Annotated in this window: 17 protein-coding genes, 2 pseudogenes and 1 riboswitch; of the genes and pseudogenes, 12 read left to right on the top strand and 7 right to left on the bottom strand. The window is 67.1% G+C overall.

Going from position 1 to position 17,228, the window contains the following annotated elements:
- Nucleotides 1-75: 75 nt before the first annotated feature.
- From HF877_RS00600 to HF877_RS00610, 3 genes and pseudogenes are all read right to left on the bottom strand, one after another.
- Nucleotides 76-1,240, bottom strand: a pseudogene (locus HF877_RS00600) (IS3 family transposase).
- A 46-nt stretch (nucleotides 1,241-1,286) separates the two neighbouring features.
- A complete protein-coding gene (locus HF877_RS00605) occupies nucleotides 1,287-1,715 on the bottom strand; it encodes a hypothetical protein (protein WP_169619038.1) in 429 nt (142 codons plus the stop codon).
- Nucleotides 1,716-1,984: 269 nt separating this feature from the next.
- Nucleotides 1,985-3,421, bottom strand: a complete 1,437-nt coding sequence (locus tag HF877_RS00610; protein ID WP_169619039.1) for a hypothetical protein — start codon at nucleotides 3,419-3,421, stop codon at nucleotides 1,985-1,987.
- 197 nt (nucleotides 3,422-3,618) lie between these two features.
- Between HF877_RS00610 and HF877_RS00615 the strand changes: the two genes are divergently transcribed.
- Both HF877_RS00615 and HF877_RS00620 read left to right on the top strand, forming a co-directional pair.
- Entirely contained in the window at nucleotides 3,619-4,293 is a 675-nt protein-coding gene (locus tag HF877_RS00615; RefSeq protein ID WP_169619040.1) for a hypothetical protein, read from the top strand.
- A 137-nt stretch (nucleotides 4,294-4,430) separates the two neighbouring features.
- Nucleotides 4,431-4,901, top strand: coding sequence for a hypothetical protein (locus HF877_RS00620; protein ID WP_169619041.1), 471 nt, complete (start codon nucleotides 4,431-4,433; stop codon nucleotides 4,899-4,901).
- Nucleotides 4,902-4,964: 63 nt separating this feature from the next.
- Here the strand turns inward: HF877_RS00620 and HF877_RS00625 are convergent, their stop codons facing one another.
- Complete coding sequence (locus HF877_RS00625; RefSeq protein ID WP_169619043.1) at nucleotides 4,965-5,411, bottom strand: hypothetical protein; 447 nt, start codon at nucleotides 5,409-5,411, stop codon at nucleotides 4,965-4,967.
- Nucleotides 5,412-5,565: 154 nt separating this feature from the next.
- Between HF877_RS00625 and HF877_RS00630 the strand changes: the two genes are divergently transcribed.
- The 3 genes and pseudogenes from HF877_RS00630 (at nucleotide 5,566) to HF877_RS00640 (ending at nucleotide 8,103) form a co-directional block, all read left to right on the top strand.
- Complete coding sequence (locus tag HF877_RS00630) at nucleotides 5,566-6,177, top strand: hypothetical protein (protein ID WP_296549383.1); 612 nt, start codon at nucleotides 5,566-5,568, stop codon at nucleotides 6,175-6,177.
- Nucleotides 6,178-6,179: 2 nt separating this feature from the next.
- The gene (locus HF877_RS00635; protein ID WP_169619045.1) at nucleotides 6,180-6,863 is read left to right on the top strand and encodes an RNA methyltransferase; all 684 of its coding nucleotides are present in this window, start codon (nucleotides 6,180-6,182) and stop codon (nucleotides 6,861-6,863) included.
- Between the two features lie 81 nt (nucleotides 6,864-6,944).
- Nucleotides 6,945-8,103 (top strand): annotated as a pseudogene (locus HF877_RS00640) (glycoside hydrolase family 76 protein).
- 80 nt (nucleotides 8,104-8,183) lie between these two features.
- Here the strand turns inward: HF877_RS00640 and HF877_RS00645 are convergent.
- Nucleotides 8,184-8,930, bottom strand: coding sequence for a VTT domain-containing protein (locus tag HF877_RS00645; RefSeq protein WP_169619047.1), 747 nt, complete (start codon nucleotides 8,928-8,930; stop codon nucleotides 8,184-8,186).
- A gap of 178 nt (nucleotides 8,931-9,108) precedes the next feature.
- On the opposite strand from HF877_RS00645, the gene fbaA reads away from it, so the two are divergent.
- Nucleotides 9,109-10,146 (top strand): class II fructose-bisphosphate aldolase, encoded by a 1,038-nt coding sequence (fbaA, locus tag HF877_RS00650; protein ID WP_169619049.1) that lies wholly within the window; start codon nucleotides 9,109-9,111, stop codon nucleotides 10,144-10,146.
- Between the two features lie 85 nt (nucleotides 10,147-10,231).
- On the opposite strand, the gene HF877_RS00655 is transcribed toward fbaA, so the two are convergent.
- Nucleotides 10,232-11,431 (bottom strand): hypothetical protein, encoded by a 1,200-nt coding sequence (locus HF877_RS00655; protein WP_206036416.1) that lies wholly within the window; start codon nucleotides 11,429-11,431, stop codon nucleotides 10,232-10,234.
- Nucleotides 11,432-11,508: 77 nt separating this feature from the next.
- Between HF877_RS00655 and HF877_RS00660 the strand changes: the two genes are divergently transcribed.
- From HF877_RS00660 to HF877_RS00670, 3 genes are all read left to right on the top strand, one after another.
- Complete coding sequence (locus tag HF877_RS00660; RefSeq protein ID WP_169619051.1) at nucleotides 11,509-11,925, top strand: DUF3151 domain-containing protein; 417 nt, start codon at nucleotides 11,509-11,511, stop codon at nucleotides 11,923-11,925.
- Nucleotides 11,912-13,054: an FUSC family protein gene (locus HF877_RS00665; protein ID WP_169619054.1), complete on the top strand. Its 1,143-nt coding sequence runs from the start codon at nucleotides 11,912-11,914 to the stop codon at nucleotides 13,052-13,054. The genes HF877_RS00660 and HF877_RS00665 overlap by 14 nt, the downstream gene beginning before the upstream one ends.
- A gap of 75 nt (nucleotides 13,055-13,129) precedes the next feature.
- Nucleotides 13,130-14,059, top strand: coding sequence for a cation diffusion facilitator family transporter (locus HF877_RS00670; protein ID WP_169619056.1), 930 nt, complete (start codon nucleotides 13,130-13,132; stop codon nucleotides 14,057-14,059).
- A 4-nt stretch (nucleotides 14,060-14,063) separates the two neighbouring features.
- On the opposite strand, the gene HF877_RS00675 is transcribed toward HF877_RS00670, so the two are convergent.
- Nucleotides 14,064-14,609 (bottom strand): histidine phosphatase family protein, encoded by a 546-nt coding sequence (locus HF877_RS00675; RefSeq protein WP_169619058.1) that lies wholly within the window; start codon nucleotides 14,607-14,609, stop codon nucleotides 14,064-14,066.
- Between the two features lie 19 nt (nucleotides 14,610-14,628).
- A riboswitch (cobalamin riboswitch) is annotated at nucleotides 14,629-14,774 on the top strand.
- A 56-nt stretch (nucleotides 14,775-14,830) separates the two neighbouring features.
- Between HF877_RS00675 and HF877_RS21470 the strand changes: the two genes are divergently transcribed.
- The 3 genes from HF877_RS21470 to HF877_RS00685 are packed head-to-tail and all read left to right on the top strand — an operon-like array spanning nucleotide 14,831 to nucleotide 17,192.
- Nucleotides 14,831-14,956: a hypothetical protein gene (locus tag HF877_RS21470; protein ID WP_277350426.1), complete on the top strand. Its 126-nt coding sequence runs from the start codon at nucleotides 14,831-14,833 to the stop codon at nucleotides 14,954-14,956.
- A complete protein-coding gene (locus tag HF877_RS00680) occupies nucleotides 14,953-16,452 on the top strand; it encodes a cobyric acid synthase (RefSeq protein WP_169619582.1) in 1,500 nt (499 codons plus the stop codon). The genes HF877_RS21470 and HF877_RS00680 overlap by 4 nt, the downstream gene beginning before the upstream one ends.
- Nucleotides 16,449-17,192 carry a cobalt-precorrin-6A reductase gene (locus tag HF877_RS00685; protein WP_169619060.1) on the top strand — a complete coding sequence of 248 codons (744 nt, stop codon included), beginning with the start codon at nucleotides 16,449-16,451 and terminating at the stop codon, nucleotides 17,190-17,192. The genes HF877_RS00680 and HF877_RS00685 overlap by 4 nt, the downstream gene beginning before the upstream one ends.
- The last annotated feature ends 36 nt before the right edge of the window (nucleotides 17,193-17,228 follow it).

The following is a 17,228-nucleotide window of genomic DNA, read 5'->3' on the forward strand; positions in this document are numbered from 1 at the left end:
ACAAGGCACGAGCGTGGACCGCTGTGAGCTGGGTGGATCCGGGGGGACTGCTGCACGATCCGGTGACAGATTCGGTCACGCAGCCTGTGTGGCTGGTGTGGTCATGATGGTCTCGAACTCGACAGGCGTCAATCTGCCGAGCCGGAGCTGACGTCGCCGGCGGTGATAGGTCCGCTCGATCCAAGTCACGATCGCGATGCGCAACTGCTCGCGTGTGGCCCATCTCTGCCGGTCGAGGACGTTCTTCTGGAGCAGCGCAAAGAACGATTCCATCGCGGCATTGTCGCCGGCCGCACCCACCCGACCCATCGATCCGACCAGGTCGTGGCGGGCGAGGGCGCGGACAAATTTCCGGCTGCGAAATTGCGATCCACGGTCGGAATGAACCACACATCCGGCAACCGAGTCCCGCCGTGCCACTGCCGATTCGAGGGCCGTGACAGCCAGACGGGATTTCATCCGATCGCTGATCGAGTAGCCGACGATCCGGTTCGAGTACACGTCCTTGACCGCACACAGGTAGAGCTTGCCTTCCTCGGTTCTGTGTTCGGTGATATCGGTGAGCCACAAAGTGTTTGGAGCATCCGCGGTGAAGACGCGGCCGACGAGATCATCGTGCACCGGCGGCCCGGAGCGGCCCTTCTTCGAGCCACGTTTCTTGCCGAACACACTCCACCACCTGTTGGTCGAACAGATCCGCCACGCCGTGCGGTCCGACATCGACTCGCCGCATCGCGGGCTTCGTCGGCGAGGAACCGGTAGCCGAACTCCGGGTCCTCGCGGTGGGCGTCGAACAGGGCGTTCGCCCGGTACGCCTCCTCGAGTTCGGCGTCGGTGACCGGGTCGGCGAGCCACCGGTAGTACGGCTGGCGCGCGATCCCCAGAACCCGGCACGTCACCGCGACGGGAATCCCGCCGGCGGCCAGCTCGCGGACGAGCGGGTACATCATTTTCCCGGAAGATTCGCCTGTGATAGATACGCCGCGGCCCGCCGCAGCACTTCGTTCTCCTGCTCAAGCAACCGGATCCGCTTTCTCAGCTCGCGGTTCTCTCTGGACTCCTCGTTCGTCGTCCCTGGCTTGGTGCCGTCCTCGACGTCGGCATTCCTGAGCCAGTTGGTCAGGCAGGATTCGCTGATGCCGAAGTCGGCGGCGATCTGCCGCAGGTGCTGACCTGGTTCGCGGTTGCGGGCCACGCGGACGACGTCGTCGCGGAACTCTTTCGGATAGGGCTTGGGCACGGGGTCCATCCTTCCAGCAGTGCCTCACGGCACCACAGTTCAGATGTCACCTATCCGTGCAGCAGTCCCGGTGGCGGCTGGCCCGCTTCTGCCAGTCGAAGTCCGGTGGGGCCTCGATCTGGATGTTTTCGGCCGAGAAGAACACCGCCACCTCGAAACGTCGATCCGCGCTGTTGGGATCGGGGGCGTAGAGGTAGAGCGGTCCGCGGCTCACCGGTGCCGTGGACCGAACCACATGAACGGCCTTGAGCGGCAGCAGTGCTGTGCCGAAGACATGGAACCGCACCATGCGGTTTTTGTGTGCGGGGATGAAGGTTCCGTCGTCGTCGACGAACCGGTAGTCCACCCACATCGTCACCGGACCGCCCTCGACCTCGACCGCATACCCGTATGTCGGCGGAGTGAGACGACCATCGAGAATCGCGTGCACATCGATTCCGTCGTCCCCGACCGGGATAGGTCCCCGCTCAGCCATGACTGAGACGCCGGCAGCAGCAGGGACAATTCGTCGAGGCCCCGGACAATCGTGTGGTCATAGGTCATCAGTCCTGCAGGACTCCGCACCGGGCGAAGAGATTGACGCTACACCAGTATTTTCACGCAGCCCGCAAATTCTTGACGTAATGCGCACATCCTGGTGGCTGGCCGCGGTCTCCTCCGTGGCCACGCTGCGGGCAGGGGATCTGCCGTGTGGGCGGGGCTCGGGTGCCGGGAGCGCAACGTCGAGACGCGTGGTGGTCGGGCTCACCCCAGGTGTGGTGGATCCGACCCGTGGTGGGGGAGTTCGGCGAGAGGAATGGGTGGTGGGAGGGCGCCGGTGGGGGTGTGTACGGCGATGATGTTGGTGTTGTCGGTGATCCAGACGGTGCCGTGACCGTCGATGGTGACATCGGGTGTGGGGGTGCGGGTTTCGGTTCGGGCGATGACTTGTCCGGTGATGTCGGTGAGACTGAGGAGCCAGTATTCACGGTCGTCATAAAGGTCGCGGTCGGGGTCGTGGTGTTCGATCCAGACGTGGTCGCCGACGGTGCCACCGGACAGGCCGGGCAGCGGCCAACGTGTCGGGGGGTCGGTGTGCAGGTCGGGCCGGATAGTGCGGAGGGTGCCGCGCAGGTCGATCACGCCGGCGGCGGGGGCGGGGATCAGGACGGCGTGGTTGTCGATGCCGTCGAGGGGTGGTCCGACGGTGATGTGTCCGCCGAGGGTGATGGCGACGACGACGGTGGTAACCGGCCACGTGTCCCGCTGGCGTAGGAGAATGCGGAAACCGTCGTCATAGGCGGTGACTGCGGTGACGGTGCCGGCGGGGAGGGTGGTGTCGTCGTGATGGGTCTGCCCGTCGGGGTGCCACAGGCCGATGCGTGTGGCGGTCTTCTCGTGGGTGCAGGTCAGCAGTGTTCCCTCGTGTGCGGCCGAGGCGTCGACCCGGCGGTCGTCGCGACGCTGCACCGCACCGGTGTCGGTGGCCCGGAAGATGCCGTACCAGCCGGCGATCCAGCATCCTTCCGGGTCGGCGTGCAGCCGCCAGGGGGTACTACCGGGTTGCGGGGCGATCGGGGCGGGCAGCACGAACGGGCGCGCCTCGGTGGGATGGTCGAGGTCGACTCGCACTATCAGGGGGAATTGTTCGTCGGCGGCCCACAGCATGCGTCCGGAGGTGGAGATCGCCCGCGGGATGATCGAGGGGCGGATCGGGAGCGGTGGCACATCGTCGAGGTCGAGGTCGGCGAGGATGCCGGGTTCGTGCCGCCTGGCACTGGCCGCCTCGTTCATGTTCCGTGCCGCGGTGACGCGTCCGCGGACCGAGCCGCCGGTGGCGTAGGCGAAGTCGCCGACGAACCGGCCGGTGAGGCGGACACGGCCGGTGGCGGGACGTCGGCTGTACCAGGTCGCCGACCAGCCGTCGCCGCGCAGCAGGATCGGCCACATCCACGCCCGCGGCATCGTTGCGGGTGCGTCGACGGCGGGTTCGAGGCGTGGGGGTGCGAGCGGTTCGGCGTCGGCGTCGATCGTCGACAGGGTCGGGTCGTGGGGGTCGGCGGGTACTTCGTCGAACAGCAGCCAGAACACTCCGACCTGCCCGACGGTGGGCTGGGGGATCTGGCCGTCGAGGATGGCGTCCTGGCCTGCGAGCAGCCGCACCTGCCGGTGAGGACGCATCTGCGCGGGGTGTTCGGTCATCGGCATAGCTCCCGGGTACTCCGCCGCGTGAGACGAAGAGAGCCAGCCTACCGTTGCTCGTGCAAGGCAGTGGGGGATTCGCAACGTCGACACGCAGACGCCGGCGCGGGTGTCGATGAGCCCCACGAGTGTCGACGATCTGCCTCGGATGCGGCGGCGACGGGCCGAGACACCCACCGGCCGGTAGCGTTCGCGGAATGTGTCGTGCGCTGTGGAAGAAGGCCGGGTTGGTTGGGCTGCTGCTGGTTGCGGCGGCATGCGGGGGAAGTGATGTGGAGCCGGCAGGGGCCGTATCGCGCGACAGTCTCCTTCTGACGGTCGAGGATCTTCCTGCCGGTACGCAGGTTGCTCGGTTCACCGAGCCGGAACAGTTGGTGATGAACCTGCTGTTGGATACGCCGAGTGATGTCGGGTTGCCGAGGGACATCGGGTACGACCCTGTGGAGTGCGGTGAGCAGTCGAGTTACGCCGACGAAGCCCGTTTGACGTTGAGCGATGTGGATTCGACGTCGATGATGGGCGCCTACCTCGATGACGAGCGTTCCTATCTCACGTTGGTCAGTGACGTGCCGCTCGATGTCGCGCGGGTCGCCGATGCGCACACCGGATCGTGTTCGATGTACAGGATGAACTCGCGCACGATCACCACCTCGCGACTCGATCTGCCCCCGGCGATCGCCACCGAGAACGCGGCCATCCTCTACGAGGTCTCCGATCCCGATAATCCGGACTGGGCCAACAACGAGGTCTTCTACGGCTACGCCTCTGTCGACGAGTACACCGTTGCTGTCGTGAGCATGAACGGCAAAGAGTTCGAAAGCGAGTTCACCGAGTTCTTCACCAACGCCGTGCTGAAGGTACGCAATCGCTAGCCGCCGGGGACGAACCGAGCACGGTCCCCGGCCTGTGGTCTGTGCCGGCGGGGTGGCGGTGCGACGGGACGGATCCTCACCGCTGTTGTGCGACAGTAGAGCTCGCGCCGATCTGGGATCCTGACGATGCGGAGCAGTTGACGTGGCGTTTCAAGGTCGTTGGTGACGTTGTCGATTTCTATGACACGCCTGGGGCGCAGCTCGACGCTCCGCAGGCGTGGGTCGAGGCGGTTGTGGCCACCGCGCGGGATTTGCGGTGTCTGCGCTACGGCCGGGACGTCGATCCTGACCGGCTGATGTGGGAACTGTCCATCGGCCGGACCTATGCCGTCACCATCGGATGGCACGGCACTGCGGGTATCAGTGGATTCGGATTGTGTCAGGGACTGTCGATGAACACCTCGTTCGCCGAAGCCGCAGTCTGGGTCGCCGATACCGCCCAGGGCGAACTGACGGGCTACGACTTCGTGCAGTGGCCTTCGCGTGGTGGGCATCTGCTGTTGCCGCGGCAGGTCGATGACGCAGCGGTCTGGATCGACCCCCACGAGGATCGGGTGGTGTCGTTGATCGGCGACTTGTGCTGCCACGTCTCCTCGTGGGCGGGCTGACGCGCTGATGGTTCCCCCGCGGTCGTTGCCCGCGAGGGCGCTTCTTAGTGCGCGCGGCCGGAGTCAGGGAAACAGCAGGATGCGGTCGCGGTCCTCGGGGTCGACGAAGATGGTGACGATCTGACCGGGGGTGTAGCGCGGCAGGTGCTTGTGTGAGACCTCGTAGAAGACTTTTCCGTGGTAGGGCTCGGAACCCGGCACGGTCAGATCGAGGTCGAGTTCGGTGAGCTGGCCGCCGCGCGTGACGCGGACGGGCTTCGCGGACCGGACGGTCGCCCAGCCTTCGAACCCTTCCCTCTCGATCCGGCGCTGAACCTTGGACGAGCGATCACTGAACACCATCGCCAGCCCCAGCACGGTGCCGTACAGGCACACGAGGAACATGATCTGGAATCCCACCGTCCCCGGTTCGGACTTCGGGAGGAACAGGTTCAGCCACAGGGAGAACACGATGAGGTACGCCGTCGTGACGAACGCGACGGTGCACACGATGCGACGGTGGTGGTGCATGTCTCCCTCCGCGTCCAAGGGTAAACCCGGGAGCCGGGGCCGCGGTCACGGTTCCGGCGATGCGCCCGGCGAAAATCAGGCGCGCACGGCGGGTGGCCGGCTGCCCGTCCCGGATCGCTAGAGTGAGGCCCGCACATCGTCGGGAGGGTGTTACGTGAGAAGTCGGTTGTTCTCCATTGCGGTGGCCGGGTGCGCCGCACTGGTCGTTGCCGGATGTGGTTCGTCCACCGCCGACGAGCCCCCTGCCGAAACGTCCGCGACGGTGTCGTCGGCGGCTCCGCCTGCCACGACGACCGAGCAGGTCGCAGCGCCGACCACCACCTCGGAGTTGCCGGAGACCACTACGCCGCCGGAACCCACTCCGAGCGCGCCCACCACCACGCTCGTCGACGTGGAGTACGAGCGCAACGAGTCGTACTACTTCGCGAGCCCGGACGGAACCTTCCAGTGCGGCATCGTCCGGCTGCCGAGCCGCACCGAGGCCGGTTGCGAGGGCGTCACCGACCCCGTGCCCCCGCGCCCGGAGAGCTGCGTCGTCAACTGGGGACACGGCATCCGGGTCCAGGACACCGGTCCCGGCGAGTTCGTGTGCTCGGGCGGTCCCGTCTACCTGTCGCCGGAAGGCGCGAGCCCGGCACTGCCGCCCGGGTCCACGCTGTCGGAACTGGGTTACACGTGTAGCACCACGGCTGTCGACGTGACGTGCACGAACGACACCACCGGGCACGGCTTCACCGTCGCGTCCAGCTCGAACGAAACGTTCTGACGATGTCGACCGACGAGCACGCCCCGGCCGAAGAGCTCCCCGGACCGACCGAATGGGGAGAGCATCCGCACGGTGTCGGACCGTGGATCGACGAATACGGGACCGAGCCGCCCACCGACCCGCGGTACGACCCCGAACTGCTCGCGCACGGCGACCGGCGCAACGTCGTCGACGCCTACCGCTACTGGACGCGCGAGGCGATCGTCGCGGACATCGATCGGCGCCGGCACCCTCTGCACGTCGCCATCGAGAACTTCGGGCACGACGCCAACATCGGCACCGTGGTACGCACGGCCAACGCGTTCGCGGTGAACACCGTGCACATCGTCGGACGACGTCGCTGGAACCGCCGCGGGGCGATGGTGACCGACCGCTACCAGCACCTGATGCATCATCCCGATGTCGATGCGTTGCTTCACTGGGCGGCAGCCCAGGACCTCACGATCGTCGCGGTGGACAACACCCCCGGGTCGGTTCCCCTCGAGACGGTCGAGTTGCCCCGGAACTGTCTGCTGCTGTTCGGGCAGGAAGGGCCCGGCGTCACCGAGCGTGCCCGCGACGTGGCATCGATGACGGTGTCCATCGCCCAGTTCGGTTCGACTCGCTCGGTGAACGCCGGAGTCGCTGCCGGGATCGCGATGCACGCATGGATCCGGCAGCACGCCGATCTCGCCGACGCGTGGTAGCGATCTCGCCACCGTGAGGTAACACCGACGGCCCGAACGCGGATGAAGAGTCGGGCACCTCGCGGTGCCGTTGCGGGGGCTATGCAGGCAGTGTGGGATGAGGATGATGAACGTTGTGCCCGAGCAGTGGTCGGAGCGTGCAGACGCTGCGGAGACTGCTGTGATGTCACGCCACGTACGCAGGCTGTGGGCACTGCCGGGAACGGCGCTGGGCGTGGTCGGATGGCCCGCCGCACGTCGTGAACGGCTCTTCGGAACGTGGCACTACTGGTGGCAGGCGCACCTGATCGACCTGGCTGTCGACGCCGCCGAACGCGACGCCACGCCGCGTCGACGGCGTCGTGTCGTCCGGCTCACCCGTGCCCACCGCATTCGCAACCTGTCGGGCTGGACCAACAACTACTTCGACGACATGGCCTGGCTCGGCCTCTCGCTCGAGCGAGCCCAGCGTCACGTGTACGTCGACCACCGCTCGGCGATCACGACGCTGGTCGGGGAGTTGTCCGGCGCGTGGGCTCCCGAGCAGGGCGGCGGCATCCCGTGGCGCCGTCGTGACGACTTCTTCAACGCTCCGGCGAATGCTCCCGCGGCGCTCCTGCTCGCTCGCGCCGGCAAGGTGTGGCGTGCTCAGGAAATGGCGGACTGGATCGACGAGACGCTCGTGGATCCCGAGACCGGCCTCGTCCTCGACGGCATCCGTAACGGCGTGCACGAGCGCGCGGTGTACAGCTACTGCCAGGGCGCCACTCTCGGCCTCGAGACCGAACTTGCCGTGCAACTCGGTGACGCCCGGCACCGGGAACGCGTGCATCGTCTCGTCGAGGCGGTCGACGACAACCTCACCGAACGAAGCGTGGTCACGGGGGGCGGTGGAGGCGACGGCGGACTGTTCAACGGGATTCTCACTCGGTACCTCGCGATGGTCGCGACGACGCTGCCCGTGCACGACAACGACGATGTGCGCGCTCGCAACACCGCGGCGCGGATCGTGCTGGCGTCGGCGGAAGCCGCGTGGGAGAACCGGTTGCAGGTCGAGGAACTCCCGCTGTTCGGCGAAGACTGGACGCGGCAGGCCCGTCTTCCCGGATTCGGTGCGGCCATCGCGCAGTTCTCCCACGGCTCGGTGCGCGGGTCGGCGGTCGCCGAGCGCGATCTGTCGGTGCAACTCGGTGGCTGGATGCTGATGGAGGCCGCCCATGCCGTCGCCGCCGAGCGGGCGTCGAAGCCCGCGGGTTCGTAGATCCCGGCCGCACAGACGCGAAAGGTGGTTTCCGGCCCCGGTGCTCGGGGACGGAAACCACCTTTCTCGGTCTCTGGGGGTTACTTGCCCGGGGTGGTACGCGGGATGGGCATCGTGGCCGGCTCGGAATCGTCGACCGCGGCCGCGGCAGCGGGACTGCGACGCGACGCGAGGAAGCGCTTGACGACCTCGTTGAGGATCGGCAGCACCGACACGAACACGATCAGCAGGAAGATGTAGTCGACGTTGTCGGCGATGAACGTGATCTGGCCGAGCAGGTAACCCAGCAGGGTCACGCCCGCGCCCCACACGATGCCGCCGATGACGTTGTAGGTGATGAACACCCGGTACGGCATCTTCGCGGCACCGGCGACGAGCGGGGCGTAGGTGCGCACGATCGGCACGAAGCGTGCCAGGAAGATCATCGCCGGGCCGTGCCGCAGGAAGAAGCGGTGCGACTCGTCGAGATAGCTCTTCTTGAAGAGCTTCGCGTCGTCGCTCTTGAACAGCTTGGCGCCGCCCTTGGTGCCGATGAGGTACCCGACCTGGTCGCCGAGGACCGCTGCGATCGGAATCGTCACCATCAGCACCCACAGCGGCGCGAAGGGCTCCACCTCCGCGGACTTCGCCGCCGCGATCAGACCCGCGGTGAACAACAGGGAGTCGCCGGGGAGCAGCGGGAACAGCAGACCCGACTCGATGAACACCACGACCAGAAGGCCGATGAGCATCCAGGTGCCGAACGAATTCAGGAGGTTGACGGGGTCCAGAAACCCGGGCAACAGGGCCAGATTGGTCACAGATTCCGAGGCTTCTACCAAAGTCACGTTCGCCAGGGTACCGCTGCGGGAGTGGCGGCCCGAATCGCAACACGTCGGCCGGGATCGGGCGGAACCCGGCCCGGGTATGAACCGGGCGTGTCAGTTGACATACTGCAAGGACAACAAGGGCACCTGCCACACCCCGGCGGGGTGCCGATCGACTTCTCACTGGAGGACAGCCGCTGTGCCTATCGCGACTCCCGAGATCTACGCCGAGATGCTTGCGCGCGCCAAGGAGCATTCCTTTGCGTTCCCGGCGATCAACTGCACCTCGTCCGAAACCATCAACGCCGCGATCAAGGGCTTCGCGGACGCCGGTAGCGACGGCATCATCCAGTTCTCCACCGGTGGCGCCGAGTTCGGCTCGGGCCTGGGCGTCAAGGACATGGTGACGGGTGCCGTGGCACTCGCCGAGTTCGCTCACGTCGTTGCCGACAAGTACGACGTCACCATCGCGCTCCACACCGATCACTGCCCTAAGGACAAGCTCGACAGCTATGTCCGTCCGCTGATCGCGATCTCGAAGGAGCGAGTCGACGCCGGCAAGAACCCGCTGTTCCAGTCGCACATGTGGGACGGCTCGGCCATCCCGATCGACGAGAACCTGGAGATCGCGCAGCAGCTCCTGGCCGACGCCGCCGCAGCGAAGATCATCCTGGAAATCGAGATCGGCGTGGTCGGTGGTGAAGAGGACGGCGTCGAGAACGCCATCAACGACAAGCTCTACACGACCGTCGAGGATTTCGAGAAGACCGTCGATGCGCTGGGCGCGGGCGACAAGGGCCACTACCTTCTTGCCGCGACCTTCGGCAACGTGCACGGGGTCTACAAGCCCGGCAACGTCAAGCTCAAGCCGGCTGTCCTGGCCGAGGGCCAGGCTGTTGCCACGTCGAAGCTGGGTCTCCCCGAGGGCTCGAAGCCGTTCGACCTGGTGTTCCACGGCGGTTCCGGTTCGCTGAAGTCGGAAATCGACGAAGCCCTCGGCTACGGCGTGGTGAAGATGAACGTGGACACCGACACGCAGTACGCGTTCACCCGTCCGATCGCCGGCCACATGTTCTCGAACTACGACGGCGTTCTGAAGATCGACGGCGAGGTCGGCAACAAGAAGGTCTACGACCCGCGTAGCTACCTGAAGAAGGCCGAGGCATCGATGACGGAGCGTGTCATCGAGGCGTGCAACGACCTGCGGTCCGCCGGACGTTCGGTGTCCGCGAAGTAGTCGCGAATACCGGTTCGCACCATCCGGTGCAACGCGAACGGGGCGCCGACACTCTGTCGGCGCCCCGTTCGCGTTGTACCCGGGATTACTCGCTGCAGACCTTCCACTCGTCGCCGACGAGCGCGAGATCGAAGGTGCGGTCGGTGACATCCGCCGGGCTGCGTGTCGTGTGCGCGGTGACCTGGGCGATCGCTGTGCTGTCCGTGATCTGGATGCGGTCGACGCTCGTCACCACCGGGATCGAGCCGTCCTGCACCGCAAGGTCGTGGATGCTGTCGAACTCCGCCGGGTCGACCGACGAATAGAAGTCGGCGAGCGACCCGCAAGTGGACGCGCGCAGCGTCTCGAGATCCCCGTCGGCAAGGCCCTCGACGAACGTGCCGATGCTCGCCCGGATGCGGCTTTCGGGACTGTTGTCCGAACGGTTCTGCAGGAAGACGGCGAGCGCGACGGCTGCCACCACCGCCACGAGAACGATCACCCCGATGCCGGCAGCGATCCTCCTGCGCCTGCGATCGTTGTCGTGGGACGGAGGAATCCGCGTCGGGGAGGGCTGCAGTTCGATGGGTGCCGGTTCGGGACGGACAGGCTGGGGCTGAGCGCTTCGGGGCGGAATGCGCGCCGGAGGCGGCTTCGGGATGTGTGAGGTGACCGGGATCTGCACCGTGGGGGCATCCGCCGCGTCGGGTGCCGGCGCGGGATCCGGTGCCGTCGCGGGATCCGGTGCCGGCCGCGAGGGTGTCTCGACGTCGCCGGCGCCCGGCGCGCGGCCGCGCTCCGGTACAACCTGGGAGAACCGCTCGGTCGGCGGGTCTTCGACAGCCGGCTTTTGCTCGACGGGAGACTGTTGCTCGGCGGGAGACTTTTGCTCGGCGGGAGGCGTGTGCTCGGTCGAAGGCGTCTGCTCTGCGGCCGGGGTTTCCTCGACGGCTGGGGTTTCCTCGGCGGCCGGGATCTGCGCGGCGGGGGCTTTGTCGACGGGCGGTGTTTCCTCGACGGCCGACGGCTTCTCGGCCGGCGTGGGCTTTTCGGGGACCGTCGGCTCGTCCGCCGCTGCCGTGTCGTCTGCCGCTGCCGCTGCTGTGTCGTCCGCCCCTGCCTTCTCGGACGTGGGGACCTCGGCGGTCTCGGCTTCGGGGGTCGTACCGGGCTCGGCTGGTCCGTCGGCGGTGTCGCCGCGACGCGTCGAGGAATTGTCGTGCGTGGTCGCGGATCCGGCGTCGGTGGACGTCGGCTTGTCGGTCGGTTTCTGGTCGGTGGGGTCTTCGTTGTTCGGATCGGGCACGCGCCTGCACCTCGTTCGACGGATGGGTTTCCCGGGCAGCCTATCGACCGCGGAGATGAGACGGGCAGAATGGGCCCATGACGTCATTCGGTGATCTTCTCGGACCCCAGCCCACCCTCCTTCCCGGCGACGACGAGGCGGAGTCGGCGCTGCTCAACGGTGAGGACCCGGCGAAGGTCGCGGCCGAGCACCCCACTGCCTCGATCGCATGGGCATATCTGGCGGAAGCCGCACACGAACGCGGCGACACCATTGCCGCCTACGCGTACGCCCGCACCGGTTACCACCGTGGTCTCGACCAACTCCGCCGGAACGGATGGAAGGGTTACGGTCCCGTTCCCTACAGCCACGAACAGAACCGCGGCTTCCTGCGGTGCGTCGCCGCTCTCGCCACGGCCGCGAAGGAGATCGGGGAGACGGACGAGCACGCACGCTGCCTCGATCTTCTCGAGGACTGCGATCCCCGCGCGGCGGAAGCACTTGGCGTCGAGTAGGCGCTTCCCCTCTCGCGCCGGTGCGCGTGAGCGCCTGAAGTCGTCCGGGCAACGCCTGCGGTCTTCCGCGCTGCCGATCGTGCAGTGCGCTCTCGCCGCGGGTCTGGCGTGGTGGGTGGCCAAGGACGTCATCCATCACGGGACACCCTTCTTCGCGCCGATCGCGGCGGTGGTGTCACTCGGCTTGTCGCTCGGCGCACGGCTGCGCCGCAGCGTCGAATTGGTGTGCGGTGTCACCGTGGGGATCGGTGTCGGTGACCTGATCGTCTCGCTCATCGGATCCGGGCCCTGGCAGATCGCGCTGGTCGTCGCCATGGCGATGGCCACCGCGGTCGCGCTCAACAGCGGCCCGATCTTTGCGATCCAGGCGGGCAACTCGGCCGTGCTGGTCGCGACGCTCCTCCCGCCCGGTGAAGCAGGCGGGTTCGATCGAATGGTCGACGCGCTCGTGGGTGGTCTGGTGGGGGTCGCGGTAGTTGCACTGGTCCCCACCCACCCGGTGCGCCGCGCGCGTCGCAACGCCGCCGAGATTCTCGGGACCGCCGCGGATGTTCTGCGCAAAGTAGAAGCCGGACTGGTCGAAAACAATCCGAAACCGATCGAAGAAGCGCTTCGACAGGCCCGCGCCACCCAGCAGGCCATCGACACGATGCGGACGCATCTCAAGGGCGGCCGGGAGATCAGCCGGATTTCACCGTTGTACTGGAACAGCCGGAAGCGCCTCGCGGTGCTGACGGCCGCGGCAGACCCGATCGACCACGCGATGCGCAACGTCCGGGTGCTCACCCGGCGGTCGCTCACCCTCGTGCGCGACGACGAGATCCTCGATCCCCGGCTGGTATCGCAGTTCGATCAACTGGCCGACGCGGTCGACGTGCTCCGCGAGATGGTTCTCGCAGAGCCGGGGGACCAGCCCGACCAAGCTGCGGCCGCGCGAGTGCTGCGCCGTGCGGCGAAGCGGATGAGCCCCGACCTCGTCGAGGGAGCGGGTGTGTCGGCGACGGTCGTCTTCGCGCAGATGCGTTCGTTGCTCGTCGACTTGCTGCAGGTCGCCGGGCTCAAACGCATCTCGGCGATCGCGACATTGCCGCCGACGGTCGAGCGGCCCGCCTACGAACCGGAGTCCTGACTCACCCCGGTGGACCTAGCCGTTGAATACATGCGCATTCATGCATACGATGGCCGGGACCCTGGAAGGAGGGCCATGGGCTCCGGGCACGGACATTCACACGGCGTAGGCCACGGACACGGCGGCAGCGCAGGGCCGTCTCCGACGATCATCAAGCGGATGGCGATCGCACTCGGCATCCTGCTGGCCTTCCTCGTGCTCGAGGCCGGTGTCGGACTGTGGATCGGGTCGCTCGCACTGCTCGCCGATGCGGGGCACATGCTCACCGACGTCGTCGGTGTCGCGATGGGGCTGGTCGCGCTGGTGCTCGCGCGCCGGGGGAGCGCCGCTGCGGCCCGCACCTTCGGGTGGCACCGTGCCGAGGTACTCACCGCGATGGTCAACGCCGTCCTGCTGCTCGGCGTTGCGGGCTGGGTCTTCTACGAGGCGATCGGCCGTATCGGCGACTCGCCCGAAGTGCCGGGACTGCCGATGATCCTCACCGCGCTGGCAGGTCTTATCGCGAACCTCGTCGTGATGGCGATGCTGCGCACCGATGTCGAGGACAGCCTCGCCGTGCGCGGCGCCTACACGGAGGTGCTCGCCGATACGGTCGGCAGCGTCGGCGTTCTCGTCGCGGGAGGTCTGGTACTCGTGTTCGGGTGGACCCTCGCCGACGTCGTCGTCGGCGTCCTGATTTCCCTGTGGGTGATCCCTCGCGCGTTGCGTCTCGCGGCGGCATCGCTGCGGATCCTCACCCAGGCCTCGCCCGCCCACCTCGATGTCGAGGCGCTGCGCCTGGATCTCGCGGCGCTGCCGGGGGTGTGCGGAGTGCACGACCTGCATGTCTGGACGCTGACCACCGGCATGGACGTCGCGACTGTGCACCTCGTGAGCGACCACGATCCCCAGTGGATCCTCGATTCGGCGCGCACCACCTTGTCGTCGCACGGCCTCGAGCACGCGACCGTGCAGGTCGAGGGAACGGTCGACGGCCGGCGCTGTGAGCAGGACGTGACCTGGTAGCGATTCATCCCAACCGCAGGTTCCAGCGACCGTCCCTCCCGTCGAGGCGGGTTACAGCGAGGGGACGGACATCGACGCGCCAGAACGCCGACGCGGGCGCACCGAGCGCGCACAGCGTCGCTGCCCGCACCACAGCGGCGTGCGTCACCGCGACGATGCGTTCCGGCGAATCCATCAGTGACGTGAGCCAGGTGCCCGCACGCACGATCAGGTCGTGGATGGACTCTCCTCCGTGCGGGGCGGATTCCGGATCGCCGAGCCATACAGCGAGACCCGATTCCGGGACCTCTTCCATCGTCCTGCCGGTCCACCGCCCGAAATCCAGGTCGCGTAGTAGTGGTTCCACGGCTGCGGACAGGCCCAGTGCTGCCGCCGTTTCGATTGTCCGTAGTTCCGGCGCAGTGAGTGCGCGGTCGGTGACCGGCGCAGTTGCCCTCGTCAGTTCCCGTCGTCCTCGGTCGGAGACGGGCTCGTCGCTGGGAAAGGCAACGACGCGTTGAGCCTCGGTGGACGCATGGGAGATCAGAAACAGGCGGGGCACGAGAGCCATTCTCGCGCACTCTTGACAGGATGTGTCGGTGATGCCAAGGTACCCCGGTACGCATGTGCCGAGGTGTAGGCAATCCGGTGGGATACCGGAGCGGTCGCGCCACTGTAACCGAGAGCATTACCTCTTTCGGAAGCCAGAAAACTCCCTCGGCGCATGGCTTTCGGATGGGACGCGAAATCCCAGGAGGTTGCCGTGGTTGTTCTTACCCATGCCCGGGTGACATGTTGAACTCGCGTTCTCGTGCGGTCGCCGCGATCATCGTGGTCACGTTCCGGACGGCACTCGGACGGGTTTTCACGTTCCTGACCGAGCGCGCGCCGCGCCGCCTCGTGGTCACGGCGTGGTGAGCACGGCGTACGGCCTGCTGGTCGCCGGGACCACCTCGGACGCCGGAAAGTCGGTGGTCACCGCCGGGATCTGCCGGGCACTGTCGCGGCGCGGTCTGACGGTCGCGCCGTACAAAGCGCAGAACATGTCCAACAACTCCATGGTGACGATCGATCCCGACACCGGTGCGGGTGCCGAAATCGGCCGCGCGCAATGGGTTCAGGCGATCGCCGCCCGCGCGACTCCGGAACCGGCCATGAATCCGGTACTCCTCAAACCCGGCAGCGACCGTCGCAGCCACGTAGTGGTGCTGGGACAACCGGCGGGGACTCTCGAAGCCGGTGAATTCGCTGGTGGCCGTCAATACCTCGCCGACGCGGCATTCTCGGCACTGGACGACCTCCGCGCCAGGTTCGACGTGGTCGTGTGCGAGGGTGCGGGCAGTGCCGCCGAGATAAATCTCCGTGCGCACGATTACGTCAATATGGGTCTGGCGCAACACGGCTCACTTCCGACGATTCTCGTCGGTGACATCGACCGCGGTGGGGTCTTCGCGTCGATGTACGGCACGCTCGCGCTCCTCGATGCCGCCGATCAGCAGCTGGTACGCGGCTTCGTGATCAACAAGTTCCGCGGCGATGCCGCTCTGCTGAAACCGGGCCTGGACTCGTTGTCGGCGCTGACCGGACGGCCGGTGCTCGGGGTGCTGCCGTGGCAGCGCGATCTGTGGCTGGACTCCGAGGATTCCCTCGCATTGACATCGCGTCCGAGCCACCCCGGCGACGGTGCGCTCACCATCGCTGTCGTGATGTTGCCGCGCATCAGTAATTTCACCGATGTCGACGCCTTGTGCCTCGAACCGGATGTACGAGTGCGGTTCGTCGACGATCCGCGCACGCTCGCGGGCGCGGATGTCGTGATCGTGCCCGGTACTCGCGCGACACTCGCAGACCTTGCCTGGCTGCGTGCGCGTGGCCTCGACAGGGCCATCGTCGACCATGCACAGCGGGGCGGCTCGGTTCTGGGCATCTGTGGGGGATTCCAGATGCTCGGCCATGACATCGTCGACCCCCACGGCATCGAAGGAACGCCGGGTGCGCGGGCCCGAGGGCTCGGACTACTCGCTGTGAGAACGGAATTCGGCCGCCGTAAAGTGCTGCGGCTACCGGCCGGCTCGGCGCTCGGAGCAGAGGCGACGGGCTACGAGATCCATCACGGACGCATCTGTGCCGGTGGCGACGACGAGTTCCTCGGTGGTGCCCGGCGAGGCAACGTGTTCGGCACCATGTGGCACGGCACCCTGGAGGGCGACGCACTGCGCGCGGCGTGGTTACACGAGGTTGCCGCCGCGGCAGGCCGCGAGGTGCACACGGGCGCAGTGAATTTCGCCGCACAACGCGAGGCGCGGCTCGACGTCCTCGCCGACATGATCGACGAGCACATCGACGTCGATGGGCTGCTCTCGATGATGAGGGACCGCCCCACGCTGCCGACCTTGACGGGAGCATTGGCATGACGGTGCTTGTCCTCGGTGGCACCGGCGAGGCCCGTGCACTCGCACAGCTGTTGTGCGACAACGGAGTCGATGTCGTGTCCTCGCTCGCCGGGCGAGTGCGCAACCCACGCCTGCCTGCCGGAGCAGTGCGTATCGGCGGGTTCGGCGGGGCCTCCGGGCTCGAAGCGTACCTGCGCACCCACGGTGTCGACGCGGTCGTCGACGCGACCCATCCTTTCGCGGAGGGTATCAGCGCCAACGCGGCCGAAGCCTGCCGCGCCGCGAGAATCCCGTTGGTGCGCTTGCAGCGTCCTGGATGGACCGACGACACCGGTGGATGGATCCGGGTGGCCTGCCACGACGAGGCCGCTCGAGTCGCGGCCGGTGGATCCGGTGTCTTTCTGACTACGGGCCGTCAGACGCTCGATCGTTTCGTCGAACCGCTCGGGAAGCACCGGGTGGTGGTGCGGATCGTCGACCCGCTCGACGGCGAGTTCCCTCCCGACTGGACAGTGGTGCACGCTCGCGGCCCGTACACCTTCGACAGTGAACGCACGCTGATGCGGGAATACGACGTGGATACGCTGGTCACCAAGGATTCCGGGGGCGATCTCACGCGAGCGAAGCTCGACGCAGCTGCTGACCTCGGCGTGCGGGTGATCATGGTGAACCGGCCCGTGGGGCCGCCCGGCGTGCGCACCGTGGCGACCGTGGGCGACGCGGTCGCTTGGGTCCTCGAACCGCCGGTCTCTCGGATCTGAGTTCCCGGACTTTTCTTCCCTTCCGCGGCGTGGCTC

The sequence above is a fragment of the Rhodococcus sp. BL-253-APC-6A1W genome (genome assembly GCF_012843405.1).
Lineage (GTDB): Bacteria > Actinomycetota > Actinomycetes > Mycobacteriales > Mycobacteriaceae > Rhodococcus.

Excerpts from the sequence above, each read along its gene's own strand:
- HF877_RS00660 (WP_169619051.1), top strand. The coding sequence starts at position 11,509 with ATGACGTCATTCGGTGATCTTCTCGGACCCCAGCCCACCCTCCTTCCC.
- HF877_RS00670 (WP_169619056.1), top strand. The coding sequence starts at position 13,130 with ATGGGCTCCGGGCACGGACATTCACACGGCGTAGGCCACGGACACGGC.
- HF877_RS00675 (WP_169619058.1), bottom strand. The coding sequence starts at position 14,609 with ATGGCTCTCGTGCCCCGCCTGTTTCTGATCTCCCATGCGTCCACCGAG.
- HF877_RS00610 (WP_169619039.1), bottom strand. The coding sequence starts at position 3,421 with ATGACCGAACACCCCGCGCAGATGCGTCCTCACCGGCAGGTGCGGCTG.
- HF877_RS00635 (WP_169619045.1), top strand. The coding sequence starts at position 6,180 with ATGTCGACCGACGAGCACGCCCCGGCCGAAGAGCTCCCCGGACCGACC.
- HF877_RS00615 (WP_169619040.1), top strand. The coding sequence starts at position 3,619 with ATGTGTCGTGCGCTGTGGAAGAAGGCCGGGTTGGTTGGGCTGCTGCTG.
- HF877_RS00605 (WP_169619038.1), bottom strand. The coding sequence starts at position 1,715 with ATGGCTGAGCGGGGACCTATCCCGGTCGGGGACGACGGAATCGATGTG.
- HF877_RS00625 (WP_169619043.1), bottom strand. The coding sequence starts at position 5,411 with ATGCACCACCACCGTCGCATCGTGTGCACCGTCGCGTTCGTCACGACG.
- HF877_RS21470 (WP_277350426.1), top strand. The coding sequence starts at position 14,831 with ATGTTGAACTCGCGTTCTCGTGCGGTCGCCGCGATCATCGTGGTCACG.
- HF877_RS00685 (WP_169619060.1), top strand. The coding sequence starts at position 16,449 with ATGACGGTGCTTGTCCTCGGTGGCACCGGCGAGGCCCGTGCACTCGCA.